Raw genomic sequence first — 24,140 nt, 5'->3', positions numbered from 1 at the left:
ATGCCAATTTACAATGCACCTTTAGCAGACATGAAATTCATCTTAAATGATGTATTTAAAGCAGAACAATTTTGGCAGTCTAATGAGAATCTTGCTCATGTAGATGCTGCAACTGCTGAAGCAATTTTAGAAGAAATGGCTAAATTTGCTCAAAACGTAACTCACCCACTTAACCGTACTGGTGATGAAGAAGGTGCACGTTGGGTTAACGGTGAAGTTTTCACACCTGCAGGTTTCAAAGAAGCATTCCGTCAATACGCTGAAGGTGGTTGGATTGGCTTAGGTGCTGATGAGGAATGGGGCGGTCAAGCAATGCCAAAAATGCTGACTGTTCTTTCTGATGAAATGTTGTTCGCAACCAATCCATCATTCATGCTCTACCCGCTTCTTTCTGTCGGTGCTGGTATGGCGTTAAACAGCTATGCTTCACAAGAGCAAAAAGAAACGTATTTACCAAAAATCTATTCTGGTGAATGGTCAGGCACAATGTGCTTAACAGAACCACATGCAGGTACAGATTTAGGTATTATCAAAACTAAAGCTGAACCAAATGAAGATGGTACATATAACATTACGGGTACTAAGATCTTCATCACAGGTGGTGATCATGACCTCGCTGAAAACATCATTCACTTAGTTCTTGCAAAAACGCCTGATGCACCAGCTGGTTCACGTGGTATTTCTTTATTCATCGTACCGAAATACATTGTAAATGCAGATGGTTCTTTAGGTGAGCGTAACCCTGTTGGCCCTGGTTCGATTGAACATAAAATGGGGATCAAAGCATCTGCAACTTGTGTCATGAATTTTGATGCTGCAAAAGGTTACCTCGTTGGTAAAGAAAACGAAGGTCTTGCAGCAATGTTCGTGATGATGAACTATGAACGTTTATCAATGGGTATCCAAGGTCTTGGTGCTTCTGAATTTGCTTACCAAAATGCAGCACAATATGCGACTGATCGTTTACAAGGTCGTAGTGCTTCTGGTGTTCAATCGCCAAGCAAACCAGCGGATAGCATCTTAGTTCATGGTGATGTACGTCGTATGTTGTTAAATGCACGTGCGAACAATGAAGCATCTCGTGCATTTGCAGTGTATGTTGGTCAGCAACTCGATATCACTAAATTCTCTACTGATGCAGAAGCAGTGAAGAAAGCCAATGACCGCGTTGCACTGTTAACACCGATTGCAAAAGCTTACCTCACAGATACCGCATTCCAAGCAACTTTAGATGCACAAATGGTATTTGGTGGTCACGGTTATATTCGTGAATGGGGTATGGAACAGTGCATCCGTGATCTTCGTATTTCTCAAATTTACGAAGGAACAAACGGCGTTCAATCTCAAGACTTAATTGGTCGTAAAACCATTAAGTGTGGTGGTGCTTTCATCGCTGAATATATCACTGAGATCCGTGATTTTGCCAATGCATTAGACACTGACTTAAACTTCATTAAAGATGCAACTTTAGATGCTGCAACTGAAATCGAAGCAATCACTCAGTTCATCATTGAACAAGCGGCTGAAAATGTAGAATTCCCGAACTCGACTGCAGTAGATTATTTAAGCGCAGTTGGCTTACTTAGCTTCAGCTATATGTTCGCGAAAATTGCTGCTGCTGCAAAAGACAAGTCTGGTGATTTCTACCAAAACAAACTTGCTTTGGCACAGTACTTTGTTGACCGCATTTTGCCAGAACTTGATTCTCGCCTTGCGAAGATCAGATCAGGTTCTGACTTGATCATGAACTTCAGCGAAGACTATTTTACAAACCAAGCTTAATTCTAGTTCGGTTTTAAAAACTGCCTAAATCATTTGGTTTAGGCAGTTTTTTTATGGCTATAATAAAATCAGCATAAAACTTGCATAACATTTTAATGATCATGTTGAGAATATAAGTCGGTATGTCAAACTCCAAAGATAAACTTGAGAACCTACAACGCCTGTTTGACCGTTTAGGTCATTATGCCGTAGAAGCCTTTCATTATTTAGCCCTGTTTATTATCGGCTGTATGGTCGCTTGGTCAGCAGTGCATACTGTCATTGAAATTTTGACGGTTAAACAATACGCTACCATTGATGACATCCTATTGTTATTCATCTATTTAGAATTGGGGGCAATGGTTGGTATCTACTTTAAAACCAATCACATGCCTGTACGCTTCCTCATCTATGTGGCAATTACTGCACTAACTCGTTTACTGATTGCTGATATTCAACACAATCATAAAGCCTCTATGGATTTGGTCATCATTACAGGCTCTATTCTGATCTTAGCTTTGGCAATTTGGGTGGTACGTTTTGCTTCATGGAACTACCCATCGGTCATACGAGGTAAAGACCATGAACAACAACTCCCTGCAAATAAAACACCAAGACCACAAGATGACGAACTTGCATAAATAAAAAAGCAGGCGAAATGCCTAATGCCGCTCAGCATTATTACAGATTGATCAGCCCCCTAACCCCTCTTTGAAAAAGAGGGGGAATGCCATTGAGTTTCGAAATACGCCATCCTTTGATAAAGATGAGAAATTTCGCTTCGTAAGGGAAAGATTAAAAATGCTTAACTGACTGGCATTACGGCGAGATACCTGTTTTTTTATTAATTAATTTAAGCCACTCTAAACACGCGATATTTCGAGTCGACTAAAACATATTTACCTTGTATTTGCATCCAGTTATAGCCGCGAGGTGGTTCATACAAACGGTGAGCCCGATAGTTAGAAACCACATAGCGATTACTACGGAATTCTGACGGTAAACGCTCACCACGTTTAAGGCTGATACGTTGACCATAATGATGACCACGGTCGCCATTCGACCAATGTGGTTGTTCCCGATGATCGTAACGGTGGTCATAGCGGTGATCGTAGCGATCTTTATGATCATGGTTCCAACGATTTGAATCTGCCATTGCTGAAGCAGATACACCAAGTATCATCGTTGATACAAATAACACGACTGTCTTCTTCATTGTTTGATCCTCTGTTTTTCGATCTAAAATTAGATTAAGAAAAACTCAAGGAGAAAGCATGAATAAAACCCACGACATTGCAAAGCTTTGTAATGAAAGCCAAGAAATTATGGAGATTTCTATTTTGAATAAAATTCAAAAAAACATTTAAAATCAGCGAATAATTTCAATCCTAAAATTATCATCTGTCACTAAAAGATAACGACCATCAACGATCACCCAATGCCGACCTCTTGGTGGTTCATACAATGAATATGAATCCCAATCTCGAATCACATAACGTTCACTTCGAAATTCACTAGGTAACTCATTTCCAACCACAAAAGACTCACGGCGATAGCTATGCTCATATTGTGTTTCTGGATAATACTCAATACGAACACCTGGTCGATGGCTCGGATAAGGGTAATAATTATTTTGATTCGGTTGATAATAATAGCCTTTCGGCGGTGCTGTCGGCGTGTAGCGCTGATTTGAAAATGCAAAAGGATCTTGTGCAGGTGGCTGATAAGTAGGTGTTTGAGGATATGAACGTCGTTCGACACCACTATACCCTCCCCATGCATTATCGGCATAACTCATGATAGGGAGATAGCCCAAAAGACCTGCCAAGCCATAAATATACAATTTAGATTGCTTCATCCTTATCGCCCTAGATCATCAGAGTATTTTTATATTTTAGAATAAAAACTAAGCATGACTGTTGTAATAATATTTTTTCAGATCAATTGTTCTTTTCCCTCGACCGATTACATCGGCATATACATCCAAAGAGATATGTTAAAATAGCTTTTTTGGTTTTGAGACAACATCTGTGGCTGAAATGAATTTTGATCGTCTTTATCAATTCTTCTGTAAAGTGCCAAGTGTGCAAGAGGCTCGTATCGTTGCACATGGTACAGATGGTCAACATGCGTGGTGGTTTAAATTTAATATTGATGTTGCTCATCCACTTGCATGGCAAACCGTTCAAGAACTTGGTCATGTGCTCAACTATTTGTCCACCAATGAACGCTTACCTACCCAATTTTTCCCAGTTTCACCACCACCCTATATGAATGGCGAAGCAAAAGACTTTTTAGCTTGGGTGATTCAATGCAACCATCCAGAGTTTAATCCTGATGTGGTCTGCGATTGGTTGGAAGCACGACTTCCAACACCTGTTGAAGATGAAAGTCAGTGGAAAATCAAAACAGATTTAAGTGAACTGGATCAGATGGCTGATAAAGATTTAGATCAGTTGATTTCACCCAATCCCTAATTTTTTTATTGATAATATGTTTTCAATCAGCTTAATACGGAGCAAACATCCCAATTAAGCTTTTTGAAATCAATTTAGTAATGATTACAGGTCGTAATCTAAATACTCTTGTGGCGACTCTGAATAAGGTAAAATCAGATAGTTATTTTTTAAAATTAGGGCTTTCATTGCCTTTTGATGAGATGAATCTAAAGGATAAATCACAGCGAGATCCTGAATTAAATCTTCAATCTTTTCTGCTTTGAAGTCTGATGTTTTAATCCATCCCAATAAAGATGCACCTAGCCCTATAAACTCAAAACCATAGTGCTGCATCTGCTGAATGATCGCAAAGTTTTCAAATGAATCAAAATCACACGAAAAATAGCCATTCGGCATCATTGCCAACTTCAGAGACTCTGTCTCTACTTCAGCAACTTTAACCGTAATTTCGGTATTGGTAGAAATCAATAGATTTTCATTGAAATAAACCAGTGCCTCTAAATCATTCTCATCATAATGCTGCATTTTTCCAGCTAGGCTTTTAAAGTTTCGCTGATGGTCTAGATGACTCAGTTGTTGAACATGATGCTGAAACTGCTTTGGGACACAAACATTCTGATAGGTCTGATTCCACAATGGATCATTGGGATCAATATCATTAAGATCATCACTAAAATCAATATACAGCCGATGATCTTTTACAGCATGCATAGAAGTATATTCTGCCTGTGCGCTATCATCCAAAACTAGAAATACTTTCTTAGACTTAACTTCTTGTTTTAGTGCTAAATAACACTCTAAGAGTTCTGCCCAACTTTGAATTTCAACAATATCTGCATAATGATTGAATTGATGTACATCTAAATCAATCTGCTCATCCTGTCTGATATTCAGTTTAATTTTCGCCATTGCGTAGAACCCTATTTATACTGAATTAAAAAGTAGATAAACCCGACCATTCCATAAAACGATAGAGCCAGTATTTCACTTTTGACTCATCTGCATATTTTGCATAATCAACCGTGATTTGGCGTCCATGTGCGTTTGTCCAAGCAGCATCAAAATACTGTCCTGCATCTTTAAAAACTGGTGCTTGCGCTGAACCTAACACACGCATATCAGTTTCAAGATTATAGTTTTTCAGATTCCGTGCCGTTAAGTTGGCTGAACCTAAAATGATCTCAGCTTGCTGTGTATTGTATTTAAATAGCATCTTACTATGGCACTGTTCACCACGCGTATCACACCAACGAATCGGAATGCCGATGGCATTGAGTTCTGATGCCACCTGACGGTTTGGAATACCATTCTTTTGACGACCAAAAGCATCTTTGTTCGGATCAATCATGATGCGAATATTCACCCCACGCTGTTTTGCTTGTTTTAATGCCTCAATAATATTTCGCTCAGACAGATAGAACATTGCCATGTCCAAATGTTCTTCACGTTTTGCAGATTGGATCATGTTCAACACAGCGTCATAAATCGCTTTTTCAGTTAGTACCTGAACTTGTGGCAAGCTTTTATCTTCAGCCAATCCCCCCATAATCACAAATGGGCTAGAGCCTTGTGACATATTGGCAACAGTTTGCTCTGTTTGCAGGACATCAATTGCTGTTGGGCCATCGACGACTAGTGCTACATTGCTATGATGTGAACTCCCATCATGTGGATTGGCTGAAGTGACCAAACTTTTCCAACCTTGAGCAGTATCTACCACTAAGGTTTTGCGATGATTGGCTTTAAAATTGAACAATTCCAAATAACTACGCAAGGTCACCTTATCATTTCCAAAAGGATTACTTAACCAACCACCTTCAGGATTATTGCCTAAATTTTGACAGCAGATATACCAAAAACCCGACCACAATGGATTTGAAGCACGCAAAGGTTTTAAATCAGTTTCAATAACATCTACACCTGCTTGGCGAAGTTGGCGATAGTGCTGAGGCGTTATACCACCATAAACCGAATTAATTGGATCGGTAATCACCACAATTTGAACTGTCGGATAAAGCTTCCGTTTCAAAATCAGTGCATCTGTTAATTGCTGCGTCAATGGAAATTGCTTAACCTTAGATGCACCCACTTCCTGATTAAATAAGAACATGTCCAACACGATCGTGGTCTGTGCTTCGTCAATCAATTGAAAAATTTCTTTGAAAATGTGTTGATCAACTTGCTGTTGACCTTGTGCATCAAGATAGGTCTGATCTGCCAAAAATTTCACATTGGCATGGCGCAGTTGCCCCGTAAAATCTAGCCCTTTAGGGAGTGGTTTTACAGTATGGTAAATTGCCGAAGCAATATACCCAATCGCAAAAATACTCAATATGACTGCCATGTAACGTCGACCTGACCAGTTTAATTTTTGATGAATTCTTTGGAAGATACGCATATAAACAGAAAAAGCTCTAGCCTAATGGTTTAAGGCTAGAGCTTATACTTTGATTTTTCAATAAGATTTAAGTGACAAATTAGAAACTAAAGTTCACACCAACGGTAAAATTACGTCCAACTTGTGGAATCGTCGATAAGAACGATGCATGTTGATAAACTTGATCATCCAACACGTTATTGGCATTGAGGAATACACGATAATCACCAACATTACTGTAATTACCTGAATACGCCACACCCAAATTTAACATGTTATAACTTTGTGTATCTGTTTCATAAGCTGCAATCTTGTCTTGTTGAAAAACATGATAGTACTCAGCTGAACCACTAAAACCATCACCAAAGTCAGCATTCACTTTCGTACCTAAACGTCCCGCAGGTACACGTGGTGCATTGTCATTGTCGATCTTGCCGCGTACATAGTCACCAAATGCACTAAGTTTATAAATCGAAGAGACTTGATAGCCCACTTCTGCTTCAGCACCGTAGAATTTGGCTTTATCCTGGGCATACTGAACCAAACGGAAATCTTGATAACGATCTAAAGTTTGTGCATAGATGTAGTCGTCAAACCAGTTATGGTAAACATGCACATGATAATCCAACTTATCATCATCATAATGGAAGCCAAGCTCGACATTATTTGACTGTTCTTTTTTCAACTGATCATTACCTAGCTCATAGGTATTGGTCGCAAAATGTCCACCATTGGCATATAACTCTTGTGCTAAAGGTAAACGCTCTTGATGTGACGTAACCAAAGAAAGTTTGTAGTTCGGTGCAAACTCCCAATTGGCTGCACCTGAAACAGAAAAGGCTGAACCATCGAAATCTTTTTTCGTTGCATCATCAATATCAATTTTTTGTTGTTCTGCACGAGCAGCTAATTCGACATGTACATCATTAAATTGCGCATGTTCTAATGCAAACACGCTCCATTTTTTAGTGGTGTTTGGTGCTAAAAATGCTTCTTCACCTGTGAGTTTTAATTTTTGTTGTCCGTATTGTGTGCCAATCACCCCTTCCCATGCACCCAGTGGGTTATGTACCAACTCTAAGCGTCCATCGTAACCTTTATTTTTAAAACGAGTTGCGATGGTCTCTTCTTCGATCTCATCATGTTGATAATCAGTATAACTGGCTTGCGCACGTAAAGTTTTAAAACCTGCAAATGGATTATCTAACTCAGTACGAACATCATAGCGTTCCGATTTTAAATCAATCCAAGGACCTGCATCATGTGCATGTTCTTCGTGATCATGATCATGCCCATCATCTGGATCGTGATCACCACAATGTAAACTCAGACCATGTAAATGACAGCTTTCATATTCATGGCTGTGTCCAGGCAAACCATATTGATCTTGACGATTGCTATATGAAATACCCGTAAAACCACGATCGTAAATCCACGATAAACCAACATTTACAGTTTGCCCTTTGGCAAAAGTATTATCGACTCGTCGTTCTTTTTCACCTTCATGGAAATAATCAGGTGCAATATAATCATTGGCTTCACGTTTGAGCCCTTCAACACGTAACGCAACTTGATCACCTAAACCGACTGTGATGCCTGCACTCGCAAGCTTTTCATCACTGCCTGTGTTGTAACGTAAACCAACATTACCCTCATAACCATTTTCTGGCATCTGTGTCGGAATTTTGCTGTCTGTGACATTAACCAAACCGCCAACCGTTCCAGCACCATACAGCAAAGTGGATGGCCCTTGAATAATTTCAACTTTCTTCGCCAATAATGGATCAACAGTCACGGCATGATCAGGAGATAATGTTGAGACATCAATATTTTCAGAGGCATTTTGTAAAACTTTGACTCGGGCACCATCTTGTCCACGAATGACAGGTCGACTTGAGCCAGCGCCAAACTGATTGGTATGTACACCAACCTCACCGCTCAAAGCATCTCCTAAAGTTGCACTTCTTTCTGCTAAATCCTTTTGTTCAATCACATGATCTGCCACGGCAAAATCCGCAGCATTACGCTCTAATGGATGAGCTTTAATTTCAATCGTGGCAAGTTGTTGAACCTTTGCTTGTTCTTCTGCAAAGGTAGCGCTGCTCGCTACTGCTAGAATAGATAAAGTCAAAATATTTTTAGGAAATGACATGCCACGTCTCAAATTAGCTTAAACATAATTTGTTATATTATAACATTTCAATCATTTTGCAATAAAAAACATCTCAACAAAAAACATTTGCTACACTGCTTATCCATTCTGTTAATGATCTGAATACTTCAAGGATATGCCTTTTACGCTTTCCCATGCGGTACTTGCACCGCCCTTATCTAAATTGAGCAAAGGTCATTTACCAATCGCAGCCTTAGCCATTGGCTGTATGACACCTGATTTGTATCGTCTGTTCACACAAGCAAATATTGTGTTGACACACCAATGGTCAGGTCTGTTATTTCCCAATCTTCCGATTGGATTATTCTTCTGTTTATTGTGGTATTTCATCTATAGACCTGTGAGTTATCGTTTCTTAGGGCTTAAAGATCCATTACAAATCAACTCTTTTGATGATGTTGTGGCTTTTAGTCTCATGAATTGTTTTGCAATTATGTTGGGGACAGCTACACATCTCATTTGGGATGGCTTAACTCACCTCGACTTTCGCACCTTTGCTTTTAGAGATTTTCTCGCTCAAGAGATTACTCTATTCGGCTTTCATTACCCCTTACATTTTATTTTACAGATCAGCTCATCTATTCTCGCTTTACCTTTTATCTTCCTAATGTGCAAAAGCTATTACACCAAACATAAACAAACTCAACCTGTACCAATTAATATTAAATGGTTTATCTCTATTAGCTTAGTAATTTCAATAGTTTCTGGATTGTTGTCGATTTGGGACTATAGTCGCCATATTTCATCTGAACTTTGGTATACAGAACGATATTTTTTCATTGGTAAATCAATCAATGAATTTACTCAAACAGGGCTTTGTATCTTTACAGCCGCATGCCTACTGTTACTGGTATTCGATCGAAAAGGTCGCATGCAATAATTTTCTCTAAAAGTGTTGCTTTAAGATTCTGTTAAAACATTAAGACTTGAGACAATACGCTCAACAAGGCATAATCTCCCCTTCATTGGTGGTGCGCTGTTTACGCATTCACCGTCTACAGCCAATATAGTTTGGATATATAATTCAATATGATGCGCACTCATTACTGTGGCTCTTTAACTGAAGCCCAAATCGATCAAACAGTGACTCTATGCGGTTGGGTTCACCGTCGCCGTGACCATGGCGGTGTAATTTTCCTCGATATGCGTGACCGTGATGGTTTAGTACAAGTCGTTATCGACCCAGATACACCAGAAGCATTTGCAACTGCGGATAAATCACGTTCTGAGTTTGTATTAAAAATTACAGGTCGTGTTCGTCGTCGCTATGAAGGCACAGAAAATGCCAACATCGTCAGTGGTCAAATCGAAGTTTTAGGTAAAGAAATCGAAGTTCTTGCCGCTTCAGAAACACCACCATTCCCACTGAATGATGAAAATACCAATATTTCTGAAGAAATTCGTTTGAAATATCGTTTCTTGGACATTCGTCGTCAAGAAATGCTAGATCGTTTACGTTTCCGTTCTAAGTTAACCAACCTCATTCGTAACTATTTCGAAGACAATGGTTTCTTAGATGTAGAAACACCGATTTTGACACGTGCAACTCCAGAAGGTGCGCGTGACTATTTAGTTCCAAGCCGTGTTTCGAATGGTAGCTTCTATGCGCTGCCACAATCACCACAATTGTTCAAACAATTGCTTATGGTGGGTGGTATTGACCGTTACTATCAAATTGCTAAATGTTTCCGTGACGAAGATTTACGTGCGGATCGTCAACCTGAATTTACCCAAATCGACGTTGAAACATCGTTCATGAGTGACGATGACATCATGGATTTAATGGAAGTTTTAACAGTGAAGATGTTCGATGAACTTCTTGGTGTTAAATTTGATAAATTCGAACGTATGACCTATGCAGATGCAATGCGTGATTATGCATCTGATAAACCAGATATGCGTATTCCATTGAAACTAATCGACGTTGCAGATTTGATGCAAGAGGTTGAATTCAAAGTATTCGCTGGCCCTGCTAAAGACCCTAAAGGTCGTATCGTTGCTTTACGTGTACCAGGCGCAGGCGCATTACCACGTAGTGCAATTGATGAATACACCAAATTCGTAGGCATCTACGGTGCAAAAGGTTTGGCTTATATTAAAGTCAATGAACTTGAAAAAGGCATCGAAGGTCTTCAATCACCAATCGTTAAATTCATCGAACCAATCGTACTTGATCTACTCAAACGTGTTGGTGCTGAAAATGGCGACATCGTGTTCTTTGGTGCAGATAAAGCCAAGATCGTAAATGATGCAATGGGCGCACTTCGTGTCAAGATCGGTCATGACTTGAATCTTGCAACGTGTGAGTGGGCGCCACTGTGGGTCGTTGACTTCCCAATGTTTGAAGAAACAGATGATGGCAAATGGACATCTGTTCATCACCCATTCACACTACCAAAATCAACTGTTGAAGAAGTGAAGAATAACCCTGGTGCTGCGTTATCTGTTGCTTACGACATGGTATTGAATGGTACAGAAGTTGGCGGTGGTTCATTACGTATCTATAATTTAGAAATGCAAAAAGCCATTTTTGAAGCACTTGGTATTGGTGAAGAAGAAGCTGAAGAAAAATTCAGTTTCCTACTCAATGCATTACGTTATGGTGCGCCTCCACACGGTGGTTTAGCATTCGGTTTAGATCGTCTTGTCATGTTAATGACAGGTGCATCTTCAATTCGTGATGTGATTGCATTCCCGAAAACCAAAACTGCTGAATGTCCATTGACACAAGCACCTGCACCAGTTGAAGCAAATCAATTACGTGACTTAGGCATTCGTTTACGCGAGAAAGCAAAAGCTGAAGAAAAGTAATTTTTTCAACTTATTGCTGAATAAGACCCTGCTCAATGCAGGGTTTTTTATATTACATGGTTTTACTTTGCGATCATGTTGTGTAATGGCATAATAGGCTGCTTTTTTATTGAGAGGTCAGTCTTATGGCAATGCGTCCTGATGTACGTCGACACACGATTGTAATTATTGTGTTTTCACTTGCTCAATGGTTTCTCATGCGTTACATCTTGGCAAATGAGCTCTTTAATATTACCACCAACCAGCGCATTTTATATTTCTGCGTAAGTAGTCTCGCTGGCGCATTACTCATTTTTGTAGCACTAATTTATATGGTGCTCAAAGGCAATGCCAATCAAAAAGATTAATCTAAATGTCATTTTACGTTAGCTTACTTCGTATTTTACCTTTAGCATTTTTGCGCAATATTGCAAAAGTGGCAGCATATTTTATTAATCAAAACCCTAATAAAAGTATGCTTTGGAAAACCAGAGTCAATATTGGTTTGGCTTATCCTGAACTCAGTCAAGAACAAAAAGAACGGCTTGCTCGAGAAAGTGTGACTAAGCAATGCTTGAGCTATATTGAATCTGGAAAATGCTGGGCAATGCCACCTGAATGGAGCATTCAGCAGATTCACACCGTACATCACTTAGAAATCTTAACGGATGCATTGAACGATCCCAAAGGTGCGCTGATCATTACCCCTCACCTTGGTACATGGGAAATGATGAATGCATGGGTCAATCAGTATGGTACGCCAACCATTATGTATAAACCGATGAAAGACAGTGGATTTAATGCTTTTGCGTTACATGCTCGCCAAAGACTGAATGCAACCTTAGTGCCAACGGATGCTAATGGTGTCAAAGCTTTGTTTAAGAACCTAAAACAAGGTGGATTTAGCGTTATTTTACCTGATCATGTTCCGCATCCGTCAGGTGGAGTGATTGTTCCTTTTTTTGGAATTCCGTGTTTAACCAGCACCCTTGCCAGTAAAATGGCACAAAAAACCCAATGTCGTCTTGTCGGTTTAAGTTGTTTCCGCCGTGAAGATGGTGAAGGTTTTGATGTGTATTGTGATGATCTCAATGATCCTCAACTCTATGATCGTGATATCGAAATCGCAACAACAGCGCTTAACAAAGCCGTTGAGAACATGATCAACCGTTTCCCGACTGAATATATGTGGGGATATAAGCGGTTTAGACGGATTCAATCAGGTGTAGAAGATACTTTTTATAAACATGATCAATAGTTAGTGACCTATTGTGAAAATATTGTCATGCTTAACTCAGTATAATTGAAAAATTAGTTATTTGGCAGTTTACAAAAACTGCCAAATACTATTGTTTTCAAACCGTTGCTAGTTGATCTTGTTTGGAAGTGAAAAGTTCTGAGTTCAAAATCTCTTTTGAACATTCTTCCCAAGAGGTTGGACGATATTGATCACGAATTTGTTTTTCTTTTTCGGCGACATACTCTGGATGGTTAATTAAAAACAAAAACTTTTCAGCCCATTGGTCTAATTGATGCGGATCAGCATAATCAATATATTCTTTACCAACTTCAGTTAAAGAACCCGCATTCGACGATAAACAAAACTTACCAAAAGATAAGCTCTCAGCAACAGGTAATCCATATCCCTCAATAAATGATGGATATAGGGTAAACCAGCAATGTTTGTATAACTGTATGAGGTCCGAATCAGAAACATTATCTAAAATACGAATCTTGTCCTTAATTCGGCTATCATTATCTAAGTTATTTAATAATGCTTCGACCTTCCACCCTCTACGTCCAACAAAATAAACAGGTGGTAGATTCTGAACACCTTGCTCCAATAACTTTAAATACATTTGATAAATCAAATTATGGTTTTTTCTGATCTCAATCGTAGAAACAAATAACAAATAGGGTTGATTCATAATGCTTTTTAACAAATCACTTTTATTATCTGTGATTTGTTTCATATATAAATCACACCCGAGTGTAACAACGGTCATTGGAGGTTGATTAACTCCCATTTTAGTATGATATTCTGATAATTCAGTTTTTGTGAACTCAGAATTACAATAAAAATGATCTACCACCTTAATCGTTTGATTCATATACCTTGAGAACAAACTTGTATTTTGACTTAGGAAAAACTCTGGGTAATTAATAGGTATTAAGTCATGACACAATAACTTTAATTCAATATTGATTTTTTTCTTTATAATTTCAAAGGCTCTCATCTCACTTGAACCTAAATTTTGCCCTACAGAAATAATCAAATCACCATCACGAAAGCAATGACTAACAATCCCACAAAATACTCTAAGTGCATTTAAGCGCTTAAAAATACTTCTTTTTAATTTTGGCTTAAATTTTAATCGACTATTTTTAACAACACAGTCATTTTTAAGATTATGTAATACACCTGATAATTGCTGACTTTCAATTTCAATAAAACTCAGACAGTCATCAAATGTACAAAATTTGATAGCATAGCCTTGCTGAGATAACTTATAAGCATACAAGCATAATTCATACTCTGTTCGAGCGATACCACTAAACTTATCGACTTTTAAAATATTTGAAATATTTATCCAAATCATTTTACACCTATAACCCAATATCTATATAACTTTATATTTATCAAAAACTAATGACTTACTCTTTCCACTTACCCATCGCTTTTAATCCATTTTTAATCAAGCGAACCCCAAGTATATAAATAGAAAAAAGAAAATTCAAAGCAAAACCTTGATCAACGACATGGCTTTTATAGTTCGCATAATGCTTAGCCAAAACTTTCGTATGTGACTTATTTTTTAGCGCATTATATACAAAGCCCATATCAATATCATAACGTTCAAATCGAATAGGATATTTATTTTGAACACTATGAATTGCTTTTGTATAGGCAATTGGTCCTGTAACGAATAAGACCCCACGTTTACCATAGCTATGGAACTTATAATCCCAAGCTCTATAGTTGAGAATATTACTGACAATAGTATCCACAACATGTTTCATGACTGGAGAATTCTTTTCCGCAATGATAAACCATTGTTGATATTCTCCATTTTTTATTTTTAGATCTTCAGTTAAGTACAAAAACAACCCCGTACTTTCATCTTTTTTACCAAGATCATTTTGCCACTGCGTAACAATAAATTGATCATCTGGTCGAATAACATCATTTAAAGGGTAGATACATGTACTTTTAATATCAACATAGACCCCACCCTCTTTATATAATACTAAATATCTGAATAAATCAGCTTTAGCTGCACCATAAACTGGATTGATTTTTAGATATGCTGTAAGAATCGTTTCATCAAAATTTTTTTGAATATAATCTAAGATATCTTCATCTGTATAGAATCGATACTCCCAATCTGGGTTCAAACTCTTGAACCCCTCTACGATTTCAAAAATCTCTGGAGGTAGCTCTTTGCTTCTATAAGTCTGATGAATTATTTTAGGTATCGCCATTTCTTACTTTCTTCCATACAAATCATCAAAACGAACGATATCATCTTCTCCAAGATAACTTCCTGATTGTACTTCAATCAATTCTAAAGGCAATTTGCCAGGATTTTCTAAAGCATGAATCTCACCTAAGGGAATATAAACGGATTCATTTTCGGTTAATAGAAAACTTTCTGTTCCTTTATGAATTTTTGCAGTTCCGCTAACAACAATCCAATGTTCAGAACGATGATAATGCATCTGTATCGATAACTTTTGCCCAGGCTTTACGGTAATACGTTTAACTTGATATCTCGTAGATTGGTCAATACTGTCATATTTCCCCCAAGGGCGATAAATTTCCCTATGGCAGAAATACTCATTACGATTATCTCGTTTTAATTGTTCTACTATTTTTTTAATATCCTGAACTTTATCTTTGTCCGCAACTAATACAGCATCTTTTGTCTCAACAACAACAAGTCCCTGTACGCCAAGCAACGAAACTAAACGGCTTTCACTATAACAATAATTATTCTGACTCTGATGCAGAATCACATCACCATCCGTTACATTACCGTCTTCATCTTTTTGTCTTATATCCCACAAAGCAGACCATGAACCAACATCACTCCATCCCGCATCAAGCGGAATAACAACCGCATGCTCGGTCTTTTCCATGACCGCATAATCAATAGATTCTGAGCGGCATTTTTCAAACTCAGCTTGATCAATTCGAATGAAATCAAAATCTAATCGCGTATCTTGCATAGATAAATAGCATGCTTGAAAAATATCAGGAGCATATTTTTTAAGCTCTTCCAAATATTGATCCGCTTGAAACATAAACATGCCACTATTCCAAAGGAATTTTTGGCTTTCTAAATATTCTTGGGCAGTTGCTTGATCTGGTTTTTCTACAAACTTGGCAATATTAAAACCATGCTCTATAGATGATCCTTTTTCAATATAACCATAACCTGTTTCAGCATGTGTTGGAACGATACCAAAGGTCACTAATTTACGCTGATTGGCTAAATGAATAGCATCAACTACACTACGCTCAAATATACTTTGTTCGGTAATAACATGGTCAGCAGCTAAAATAAGCATAAGCTTATTTTCTTCTTTTTGTTCTAATAGGAATGCTGCCAAAGCAATTGCAGGTGCAGTATTTTGCCCAACAGGCTCTAGTATAATGGTTGCATTAACACCAATTTCGCGCATTTGTTCTGCTGCTAAGAAACGATGTTCTTCATTACAAATAAGAATAGGATCTTCACAATCCAAATTTTTTAATCGTAATACAGTAGATTGTAGTAATGTATAACCATCCAAACCAAGTTTTAAAAATTGTTTTGGAAATTGTGTTCTCGATAATGGCCATAATCGAGTTCCACTACCACCAGCCATTATAATCGGTTTAATTTGCTTCACTGTGCTATATCTTTAAATATCAAACATTACGAATTGATTTCATCAAAACTAAATATAAAAATCCATGAAAATAGATGAGATGTTTACAACCCCACCTTAAAGATCTTTACACCCTCTATTCTTCTGCCATAACATCAGATACTTATCTAAAGTATAACCCAATGATGCCACTGCAAGAAATAAACCATACGCTCCACCAAGTATATCCCCACGAATAATATATTCACGAATAAACGAAAATATAGATCGGAGAACAACCATCAATAGATTAACTTGTTTTCCATTATTATATTTTTCAGTCGCCCAATCATGGCTATAACGAATATTTTTTAATAGAAAATGATGTAAATCATCATTGGTCAAGTGCATCAAATAACCATCTAATCTTTTGACAGGCACACCTTTTGAATCTAAAGATTCATGTACCTCTAAACTAGAATACTGGAAATGTTCACGTGCATATAATCTAGCAAGTTTATCTGCATACCAAAAGCGTTTCTGTACTTCGATGCCACAGAATTGATTTACTCGAGCTACACTAAAAACCTTATCTGTTTGTACAGGTTGATTCAGCACATTGGCAATCGCTTGTCTTAAAGGCTGATCTAATCGCTCATCAGCATCTAGAACAAGAACATAATCTCCAGTCGCATAAGTCTGAGCCAATTGTCTTTGCTTACCAAAACCCTGCCAATCCAAATTAACATGCCATTTCGCATTATATCTTTCAGCTATTTCTTTTGTAGAATCAGTACTGCCTGAATCTAAAATAATAATTTCATCAACAATATCAGATACCGTATCCAAACATGCTGCCAAATGTTTCGATTCATTTTTAAGTATCATAACTAAAGACAAAGTCGACTTTTTATTCGCTTTATCAATAGGTTTTAATAGTTGCTGTTTGTTATTCAGATCTAAAAAATTCTTTTCCGCTTGGTTGTTTTCTAAATCATATAAAATGGCATATTTATTAAACGTGTATTGTGTAAATAATAATGAGTAGACAAAACCGTATCGACCTTTTAAAAACCGACCATCAATCAGGTATTGTTTAATAAACGCCCACTTTGCATGCAATATAACAGAAAATATTGAAACATTTTTGCCACGTTGATGTCGATCAACTGCCCATGCTTTTGCATACTGTAAGCGTTTATCTAGCCAAAACTGAGGTGTATCTGCGGTATGATGTAACATTGTTCCTTTCAAGGTTTGTGTTACTGCACCATTCAGTTCAACTGACTCATGTACTAAATTATCATTATATTGAAACGTCTTTGGGTATAAGCGCCAATGTGCTTTTAATGCCCAATATGAATTATCAATTTCATGACCAAAAATACAATCGATTCGTTTAATACCATAAACTGTATTGGCAGGTGTATGTGCAATCACCTCAAGAATGCTTTGCTTCAACTGAGGAGTGATTTCTTCATCTGCATCTAGTGCTAAAATCCAGTCACCTGTTGCATAGCTCTGTGCCAATTGTCTCTGCTTGCCAAAACCTTGCCAATTTGTATTTACAAACCATTGACCACCAGCAGACTCAACCAACTGCTGCCCCTGATCAGTACTACCAGAGTCAAGAACAATAAGCTCATCAATCCAGCCTTTTAAAGCTGGTAATGATATTGCTAAATTTTTTGCCTCATTTTTTACCATCATCACGACGCTTAAGCGGAATGGTCGAGGTTGTTGATTTAATACAGACGACATAGGATTACTGCCAAGCCTCTTTAATCCAATCTGAAGGCAATACATAACGATACCATTTACCACCGCCACCATTTACAGCATCAGGTGGATTAATTTCCCCATGGAAAATAATAATTTTTGCACCTTTCGGTTTTACAGGCGGCTTAAAATATGCCAATGGAATCTTCTGTAAACAATGGTATTTATAGCTTTTACACCAATCTTCATTCCAATAACTTAAAGTACCATGCGCATCGACAAACCATGACAAATAGGCTTGCTCATTACGGAATTTTTGACGAATCTCATCAAAATGCTCACGGAAATACGGTAAAATTTCAGGAAAACTACCTAATTTAAACCGATAAACAGAACTATTGCCCGTGATACGCCAAGGTCGCTTCCAATCATGAATAATTAAAAACTCGCCTTTCTCTTGAAAAAAGCAGTCAATATTATCCACAATCACAACATCAAGGTCTAAGAATAAAGCATTACCTTTTAAACCATATAAATCTGGTTCAAAAGTGGAAAGTTTGTTCCAACCACGTTCTGGGCTACCCGCAGGCAAATCTAAAGGTGGTATCGGAAAGCACTGAACATTTGGATCAATGCCCTCGCTACGATCCGTCAAACAAACCATTTTAAAGGGTAAAGTCAGATGGCGTTTGACCATGTTATACAGACGATTAACATATTCTGGACCATACTTCGTTCCCCATTTCATGCACAAAATAATATTGTCTTCATGAGTTGCTGAATCTTGTTGAATGTCTGCCATCTGATAACCTTAATGCCTTAGATATTATTTTTCGCGTTGCGATTTTCGTACCAAGTGTTTTAAAACAATATGCACTGAATATTGGGGTATCTTAGCATAGGCGTTATCAAAAAAATTATTATTAATTCACCAAACTAGGAGGATTGTTTATAGTTTTGTTTAACAATTATAGCTTTAATTTATCCCAAATAAATCTCGTGTATATATTTTTTCCATTACATCACTGAACATCGGCACCATACGATTGACAATAATCAAATCAGAGATTGCTTTAAATTTTTGTAGACTCGATACCAAAGGATGACCAAGGTACGCTTTCGTACTCAAAGTTGGTTCATAGATCACAATTTGGATTCCCACATCCGCTAAACCACTCAACACATCATGTACAGCTGACTCTCTAAAATTATCTGAGTCTGCTTTCATAGTCAGTCGATAAATACCAACACAAGTAATATTCCGACTCAGAATATCTTCAATAATCGCTTGCTTACGAGTCTGGTTAGAACGAATAATTGCCGAAATCAACTCTTGTGGTGTTTCATGATAGTTGGCTAAAAGCTGCTTGGTATCTTTCGGCAAACAATATCCTCCATAACCGAAGGATGGATTGTTATAGTGATCACCAATACGTTGATCTAATCCCACCCCTTTAATTATATCTAAAGCACTCAGTTTATTTTTTAGACAATAGGTATCCAACTCATTAAAAAAAGCAACGCGCATCGCTAAATAAGTATTTGAAAACAGCTTAATTGCTTCTGCTTCTGTTGAGTCAACACATAACAGTACCGCGTCTTTTTTAATGGTCGCTTTCAAATAAAGCTTGGCAATTTTCTCAGCTCTCTTTGACTTTTCCCCCACAATAATCCGTGACGGATATAAATTATCTTGTAAAGCCTGCCCCTCTCTTAGAAATTCAGGAGAAAAAATAAGATTCTTTAACGCAAGTTTTTTAGAAAGTTCCTTGGTATAGCCGACTGGAACTGTAGATTTGATCAGCATCAACGCTTTAGGATTTACTTTTTGAATATCATGAATAACAGTTTCAATACTCGATGTATCGAAGTAATTTGTTTCAGGGTTGTAGTTGGTAGGTGTTGCGATAATGACCAATTTAGCATGTTGATACGCCTGCTCTTGATCACAAGTCGCTTCAAGATTAGATTCAGATAAATAGCTTTGAATACAGGTATCGCTAATCGGTGATACGCGCTGATTAATGTTCTTTACGCGTGTTTTATCAATATCGAAGACCATCACATCATGTTGTTTTGAAAATAATAAAGCATTGGATAAGCCGACATAACCTGCACCTACGACAGTAATTTTCATTGCTTCTCTATTTTTTTAATTGCACTTAAAGTTCACCGTAATCAAGTTCAATGAAAGATTGATGATGATTTAGTTGCAATCTATTGACAGCTCAGCAATAAAAAAGCGAAGCCTGAGCTTCGCTTAATTGATCTTGTTTGTCTTATTTTACGTAAGTCAACCAATGTGCATATTTATCGTTACGACCTTGTACTGCATCAAAGAAGGTTTTTTGAATAACAGTGGTAATCGGGCCACGTGAACCACAACCGATTTCACGGTCATCATATTCACGAATTGGCGTCACTTCCGCAGCCGTACCAGTAAAGAATGCTTCATCTGCAATGTAGAATTCATCACGCGTGATACGACGCTCAATCACTTCATAACCAAGATCTTTGGCAATTGTAATTACGGTTTGACGAGTAATCCCTTCTAATGCACCGCCTGCTAAATCAGGTGTATGCAAAACGCCATCTTTGATTAAGAATACGTTTTCGCCTGCACCTTGACAAACAAAGCCTTGAGGATCAAGCAACATTGCTTCGTCATAACCTGAACGCGCAACTTCTTGGTGTGCCAAAATCGATACGGTATAGTTACCACATGCTTTTGCTTTACACATCGTCACGTTTGGATGATGGTGAGTAAATGATGAAGTTTTAACACGAATACCATGTGCCATCGCTTCTTCGCCAAGATATGCGCCCCATGACCAAGCCGCTACAGCAGCATGGATGGTATTATCTGTTGCAGCAATTCCTAGTTTCTCAGAGCCAATCCAAATGAGAGGACGTAAATAAGCTGAAACCAATTTATTTTCACGCACGACATCAATTTGTGCCTGCTCTAAAGTCGCTTGATCAAATGGAACATTCATTTGATAAATTTTTGCTGAATTTAATAAGCGTTTAGTGTGGTCTTGCAAACGGAAGATTGCTGTACCATTTGGGGTTTCATAAGCACGGACGCCTTCAAAAACACCCATACTGTAATGTAATGTGTGTGTTAAGACGTGAATTTTTGCATCACGCCAATCAACTAATTTTCCATCTTGCCAAATAAAACCATCACGATCAGCCAAATTCATGGCACATACTCCAAATTTTTACACAATCATTCACTTTCCAATGCTATTGCAGTTGGATCAATTAACCTTTGCCATAACTTGCAAACGATCTCTCGGGTATCGTGCCAATCCGCAGCATTGACTTGCATAGATTGATTTGCAAGCGCTAAACGGTGGCTCTCAGCTCGTTCACGGAGATAAGCATGGATGAGTGCTGTGGCATCTTCACTGGATAAGCAGCCTGCTCGAGCAGCATCTTCAAGAATTCTTACGTTATCAGAATAATGGGCAAGATCTGGATTCGTCTCGCCCCATGCAAGCACTGCATACTGTGCCATAAATTCGATGTCAACGATACCACCTGCATCCTGTTTTAAATGAAAAATGCCATGTTTTTTTTGCTCAGAAGACGATCCCAAATGGTCTTTCATTTTTTGACGCATTTTTAATACTTCTTCACGTACAACATTTTCATCTCGCTTTTGAGTCAAAATTTGACAACGAATCTGCTCAAACTGCTGACATAGGTTTGCATCACCTGCAATCGAACGGGCGCGTACTAAAGCTTGATGCTCCCAAAGCCAAGCACTCTTTTGTTGATATTGCGCATAGGCTTTTAAACTAGTGACTAACATTCCCGCTTCACCCGATGGACGTAATCGGGTGTCAATTTCATAAACACGCCCATCCAAAGTTTGTGTAGTCATCAAAGACATAAACTTTTGTGCCACACGAATTGCAAACTCAGCCCCACTAATATCCTTACGACCATCAGTTTCACTATGTTCTTCAAAAGCATGGATAAAAACCAGATCTAGGTCTGAACCATAACCCAATTCAATTCCACCAAGCTTACCATATCCAATCACGGCAAAGCCTTTGTTGTCTAAACTACAACGCTGACCATTATTCCCCAAAGGATAGCCATGTCGCTCAGCAACCGCTTCATAAGCTAAATTAAGGGTCGCTTGGACGCTAACTTCAGCAATATCAGTCAGTGCATCGGACACTTTCATTAATGGACTTTCTGCCAAGACATCGCTTGCAGCAACAGTTAAAACATTGCTCTTTTTAAATAGACGTAAGACCCGCATTTGATCTTCAACTTGATCAATCTCGATACGCAATAATTGTTGACGTAGTGAATCTTCTAGATCTTTACGCTGCGGCAAACCAAAATCCATAGAAAGGAATTCATCTAATAGAACTGGGTATTGCGCCAGCTCTTCACAAATCCACGGGCTGACCGTCGCCATTTTGACCAATCGTTGCAAAGCACCACGACTTTCCATAAGCATGACCAAATATACGGTACGGCGAAGTACAGATTCAACCAAAGGCATCAAACGCAACAAAGCAACTTGTGGTTGATCAGACTGCAAGGTTGCTTCAATCAAATGTGGCCAGAATTTCTTTAAGCGCTCTAAAGCACTGGCTGGTATTTTACGTAAAGCTTGCCCATGCCAAAAATTTTGGATCAGATTCTTAGCATGCCCATCTAGAATTGCATTTAATCGCTGCTCAAGCTCAACAAAATCATCAATCGGTGCTGAGAATTCTTTTTCTTGAATGAGTTGCTTGAATTGAACTTTAACTTTTTCACGCTTTTGATTAAGTCGCTCTAAGAACGATGACCAATCGCTAAAGCCCAACGTATCCAACATACGTTGTCTTAATTCAGCTTCGATTGGGAGAGACTGCGTTTGCTGATCGTTGAGTGCTTGTATCGCATGCTCGACACGTCTTAAAAATAAGTAAGCATCTTCAAGATCAATCACAGCCTGTTGATCAAGTAATTCAGCATTTCCTAAATGATGCAGACTCACCAAACATTGACGATCTTGTAATTCACGTTTTGAACCACCGTAAATCAACTGAAAAACTTGAACAATAAACTCAATTTCACGGATACCACCTGCACCAAGTTTAATATCATCTTCAATATTACGGCGCATGACTTCGCGCTCAATCATCGCTTTCATTTCACGCATCGCAGCAAAGGCAGAATAATCCACATAACGGCGGAATACGAAAGGACGTGACATATCCAATAAATCTGCGCCTGCTTGATCACCTGTAATCACACGAGCTTTGATCCAAGCATAACGTTCCCATTCACGACCATGCTGACTTAGATATTTTTCTAAACCACTATGGCTAATCGCTAAGGCTGAACCATCTCCCCACGGACGTAGACGCATATCCACACGAAATACAAAACCATCCGCAGTAATATGGTCAAGGAGATAAATTAGCTTCTGCCCCCATAGAATGCAGAACTGCTGTACATCTATACATTTACGACCATTGGTTTCACCTTGCTCATCAAAGGCAAAAATTAGATCAATGTCACTGGAAAGATTGAGTTCCTGCGCCCCCAGTTTTCCCATACCAATCACGATCAAATCTTGAAGCTGACCTGAATAACCCATCGGTTCGCCATATTTGGCTAACAGCGGTGGTAATGCAAAAGCCTTTGCAGCACAAATACTCGCATCGGCAAAGTCAGAAAGTTCACGTGTTAATGTCACCACATTGGTGAGTTGATTGGCATCTTGCCAAATCCAACGAAACATCAACTTGGCACGCAAAGCACGTAATGCTTTCATCCAAGCCTGTTCATCTGTTAGATTGGCAAGCACATCCTGAACTTTTTGATGAATATTTTCTGTAGAAAGAGATTGAAGAAATTGATCTTCACCATAATCTTGTTCTAATTGTATTTGATATAAATTTAAGACTTGTTCAGCATATTGACTTGCAATTAAGGTTTTTTGTAGCTGTTCCGCATTCATAAAAAGGCTCGACTGATGTCATCTAGA

The 24,140-nt window shown here is 38.2% G+C and carries 20 protein-coding genes; 7 read left to right on the top strand and 13 right to left on the bottom strand.

What is annotated here, in order from left to right; translation table 11 throughout:
* Both MMP60_RS03035 and MMP60_RS03030 read left to right on the top strand, forming a co-directional pair.
* Window positions 1-1,782, top strand: a complete 1,782-nt coding sequence (locus MMP60_RS03035) for an acyl-CoA dehydrogenase C-terminal domain-containing protein (protein WP_241334911.1) — start codon at window positions 1-3, stop codon at window positions 1,780-1,782.
* Window positions 1,783-1,904: 122 nt separating this feature from the next.
* Window positions 1,905-2,402 (top strand): phosphate-starvation-inducible PsiE family protein, encoded by a 498-nt coding sequence (locus MMP60_RS03030; protein ID WP_018677772.1) that lies wholly within the window; start codon window positions 1,905-1,907, stop codon window positions 2,400-2,402.
* 212 nt (window positions 2,403-2,614) lie between these two features.
* Here the strand turns inward: MMP60_RS03030 and MMP60_RS03025 are convergent, their stop codons facing one another.
* Together MMP60_RS03025 and MMP60_RS03020 are read right to left on the bottom strand one after the other, a co-directional pair.
* The gene (locus MMP60_RS03025; protein WP_241334910.1) at window positions 2,615-2,977 is read right to left on the bottom strand and encodes an RcnB family protein; all 363 of its coding nucleotides are present in this window, start codon (window positions 2,975-2,977) and stop codon (window positions 2,615-2,617) included.
* Window positions 2,978-3,130: 153 nt separating this feature from the next.
* Window positions 3,131-3,619, bottom strand: coding sequence for an RcnB family protein (locus MMP60_RS03020; RefSeq protein WP_241334909.1), 489 nt, complete (start codon window positions 3,617-3,619; stop codon window positions 3,131-3,133).
* A gap of 172 nt (window positions 3,620-3,791) precedes the next feature.
* Between MMP60_RS03020 and MMP60_RS03015 the strand changes: the two genes are divergently transcribed.
* Complete coding sequence (locus tag MMP60_RS03015) at window positions 3,792-4,238, top strand: hypothetical protein (protein WP_241334908.1); 447 nt, start codon at window positions 3,792-3,794, stop codon at window positions 4,236-4,238.
* A gap of 84 nt (window positions 4,239-4,322) precedes the next feature.
* Here the strand turns inward: MMP60_RS03015 and MMP60_RS03010 are convergent, their stop codons facing one another.
* The 3 genes from MMP60_RS03010 to znuD all read right to left on the bottom strand — a co-directional run bounded on the left by MMP60_RS03010 (window position 4,323) and on the right by znuD (window position 8,749).
* Window positions 4,323-5,129, bottom strand: a complete 807-nt coding sequence (locus tag MMP60_RS03010; RefSeq protein ID WP_241334907.1) for a hypothetical protein — start codon at window positions 5,127-5,129, stop codon at window positions 4,323-4,325.
* A 25-nt stretch (window positions 5,130-5,154) separates the two neighbouring features.
* A complete protein-coding gene (locus MMP60_RS03005; RefSeq protein ID WP_241334906.1) occupies window positions 5,155-6,618 on the bottom strand; it encodes a phospholipase D family protein in 1,464 nt (487 codons plus the stop codon).
* Window positions 6,619-6,697: 79 nt separating this feature from the next.
* On the bottom strand, window positions 6,698-8,749 hold the full coding sequence (gene znuD / locus MMP60_RS03000; RefSeq protein ID WP_241334905.1) for a zinc piracy TonB-dependent receptor ZnuD: 2,052 nt from the start codon (window positions 8,747-8,749) through the stop codon (window positions 6,698-6,700).
* Window positions 8,750-8,885: 136 nt separating this feature from the next.
* Here znuD and MMP60_RS02995 point away from each other — a divergent pair, with 136 nt between their 5' ends.
* The 4 genes from MMP60_RS02995 (at window position 8,886) to MMP60_RS02980 (ending at window position 12,818) form a co-directional block, all read left to right on the top strand.
* Window positions 8,886-9,650 (top strand): DUF4184 family protein, encoded by a 765-nt coding sequence (locus tag MMP60_RS02995; protein WP_241334904.1) that lies wholly within the window; start codon window positions 8,886-8,888, stop codon window positions 9,648-9,650.
* A gap of 149 nt (window positions 9,651-9,799) precedes the next feature.
* The gene (gene aspS, locus MMP60_RS02990) at window positions 9,800-11,581 is read left to right on the top strand and encodes an aspartate--tRNA ligase (RefSeq protein ID WP_241334903.1); all 1,782 of its coding nucleotides are present in this window, start codon (window positions 9,800-9,802) and stop codon (window positions 11,579-11,581) included.
* 125 nt (window positions 11,582-11,706) lie between these two features.
* The gene (locus MMP60_RS02985) at window positions 11,707-11,928 is read left to right on the top strand and encodes a hypothetical protein (protein WP_178905058.1); all 222 of its coding nucleotides are present in this window, start codon (window positions 11,707-11,709) and stop codon (window positions 11,926-11,928) included.
* A 5-nt stretch (window positions 11,929-11,933) separates the two neighbouring features.
* On the top strand, window positions 11,934-12,818 hold the full coding sequence (locus tag MMP60_RS02980) for a lysophospholipid acyltransferase family protein (RefSeq protein WP_241334902.1): 885 nt from the start codon (window positions 11,934-11,936) through the stop codon (window positions 12,816-12,818).
* Between the two features lie 97 nt (window positions 12,819-12,915).
* Here MMP60_RS02980 and MMP60_RS02975 read toward each other — a convergent pair whose 3' ends face one another.
* From MMP60_RS02975 to glnE, 8 genes are all read right to left on the bottom strand, one after another.
* Window positions 12,916-14,160, bottom strand: coding sequence for a glycosyltransferase family 1 protein (locus MMP60_RS02975; RefSeq protein ID WP_241334901.1), 1,245 nt, complete (start codon window positions 14,158-14,160; stop codon window positions 12,916-12,918).
* Window positions 14,161-14,215: 55 nt separating this feature from the next.
* Entirely contained in the window at window positions 14,216-15,043 is an 828-nt protein-coding gene (locus MMP60_RS02970; protein ID WP_241334900.1) for a glycosyltransferase, read from the bottom strand.
* A 3-nt stretch (window positions 15,044-15,046) separates the two neighbouring features.
* Window positions 15,047-16,456, bottom strand: a complete 1,410-nt coding sequence (locus tag MMP60_RS02965; RefSeq protein ID WP_347005392.1) for a mannose-1-phosphate guanylyltransferase/mannose-6-phosphate isomerase — start codon at window positions 16,454-16,456, stop codon at window positions 15,047-15,049.
* A gap of 96 nt (window positions 16,457-16,552) precedes the next feature.
* The gene (locus MMP60_RS02960) at window positions 16,553-18,175 is read right to left on the bottom strand and encodes a glycosyltransferase family 2 protein (RefSeq protein ID WP_241334899.1); all 1,623 of its coding nucleotides are present in this window, start codon (window positions 18,173-18,175) and stop codon (window positions 16,553-16,555) included.
* Window positions 18,176-18,179: 4 nt separating this feature from the next.
* Window positions 18,180-18,935, bottom strand: a complete 756-nt coding sequence (locus tag MMP60_RS02955; protein ID WP_241334898.1) for a glycosyltransferase — start codon at window positions 18,933-18,935, stop codon at window positions 18,180-18,182.
* Window positions 18,936-19,109: 174 nt separating this feature from the next.
* Complete coding sequence (locus MMP60_RS02950; RefSeq protein WP_241334897.1) at window positions 19,110-20,270, bottom strand: nucleotide sugar dehydrogenase; 1,161 nt, start codon at window positions 20,268-20,270, stop codon at window positions 19,110-19,112.
* Between the two features lie 142 nt (window positions 20,271-20,412).
* A complete protein-coding gene (locus MMP60_RS02945; protein ID WP_018677746.1) occupies window positions 20,413-21,339 on the bottom strand; it encodes a branched-chain amino acid transaminase in 927 nt (308 codons plus the stop codon).
* A gap of 26 nt (window positions 21,340-21,365) precedes the next feature.
* Window positions 21,366-24,113, bottom strand: a complete 2,748-nt coding sequence (gene glnE / locus MMP60_RS02940; protein ID WP_241334896.1) for a bifunctional [glutamate--ammonia ligase]-adenylyl-L-tyrosine phosphorylase/[glutamate--ammonia-ligase] adenylyltransferase — start codon at window positions 24,111-24,113, stop codon at window positions 21,366-21,368.
* Window positions 24,114-24,140 lie beyond the last annotated feature (27 nt).

It is taken from the genome of Acinetobacter sp. ANC 4805, assembly GCF_022549495.1.
GTDB lineage: Bacteria > Pseudomonadota > Gammaproteobacteria > Pseudomonadales > Moraxellaceae > Acinetobacter.
Note: the sequence above shows the minus strand (reverse complement) of the source record. Positions and strands in the feature narration are given on the sequence as shown.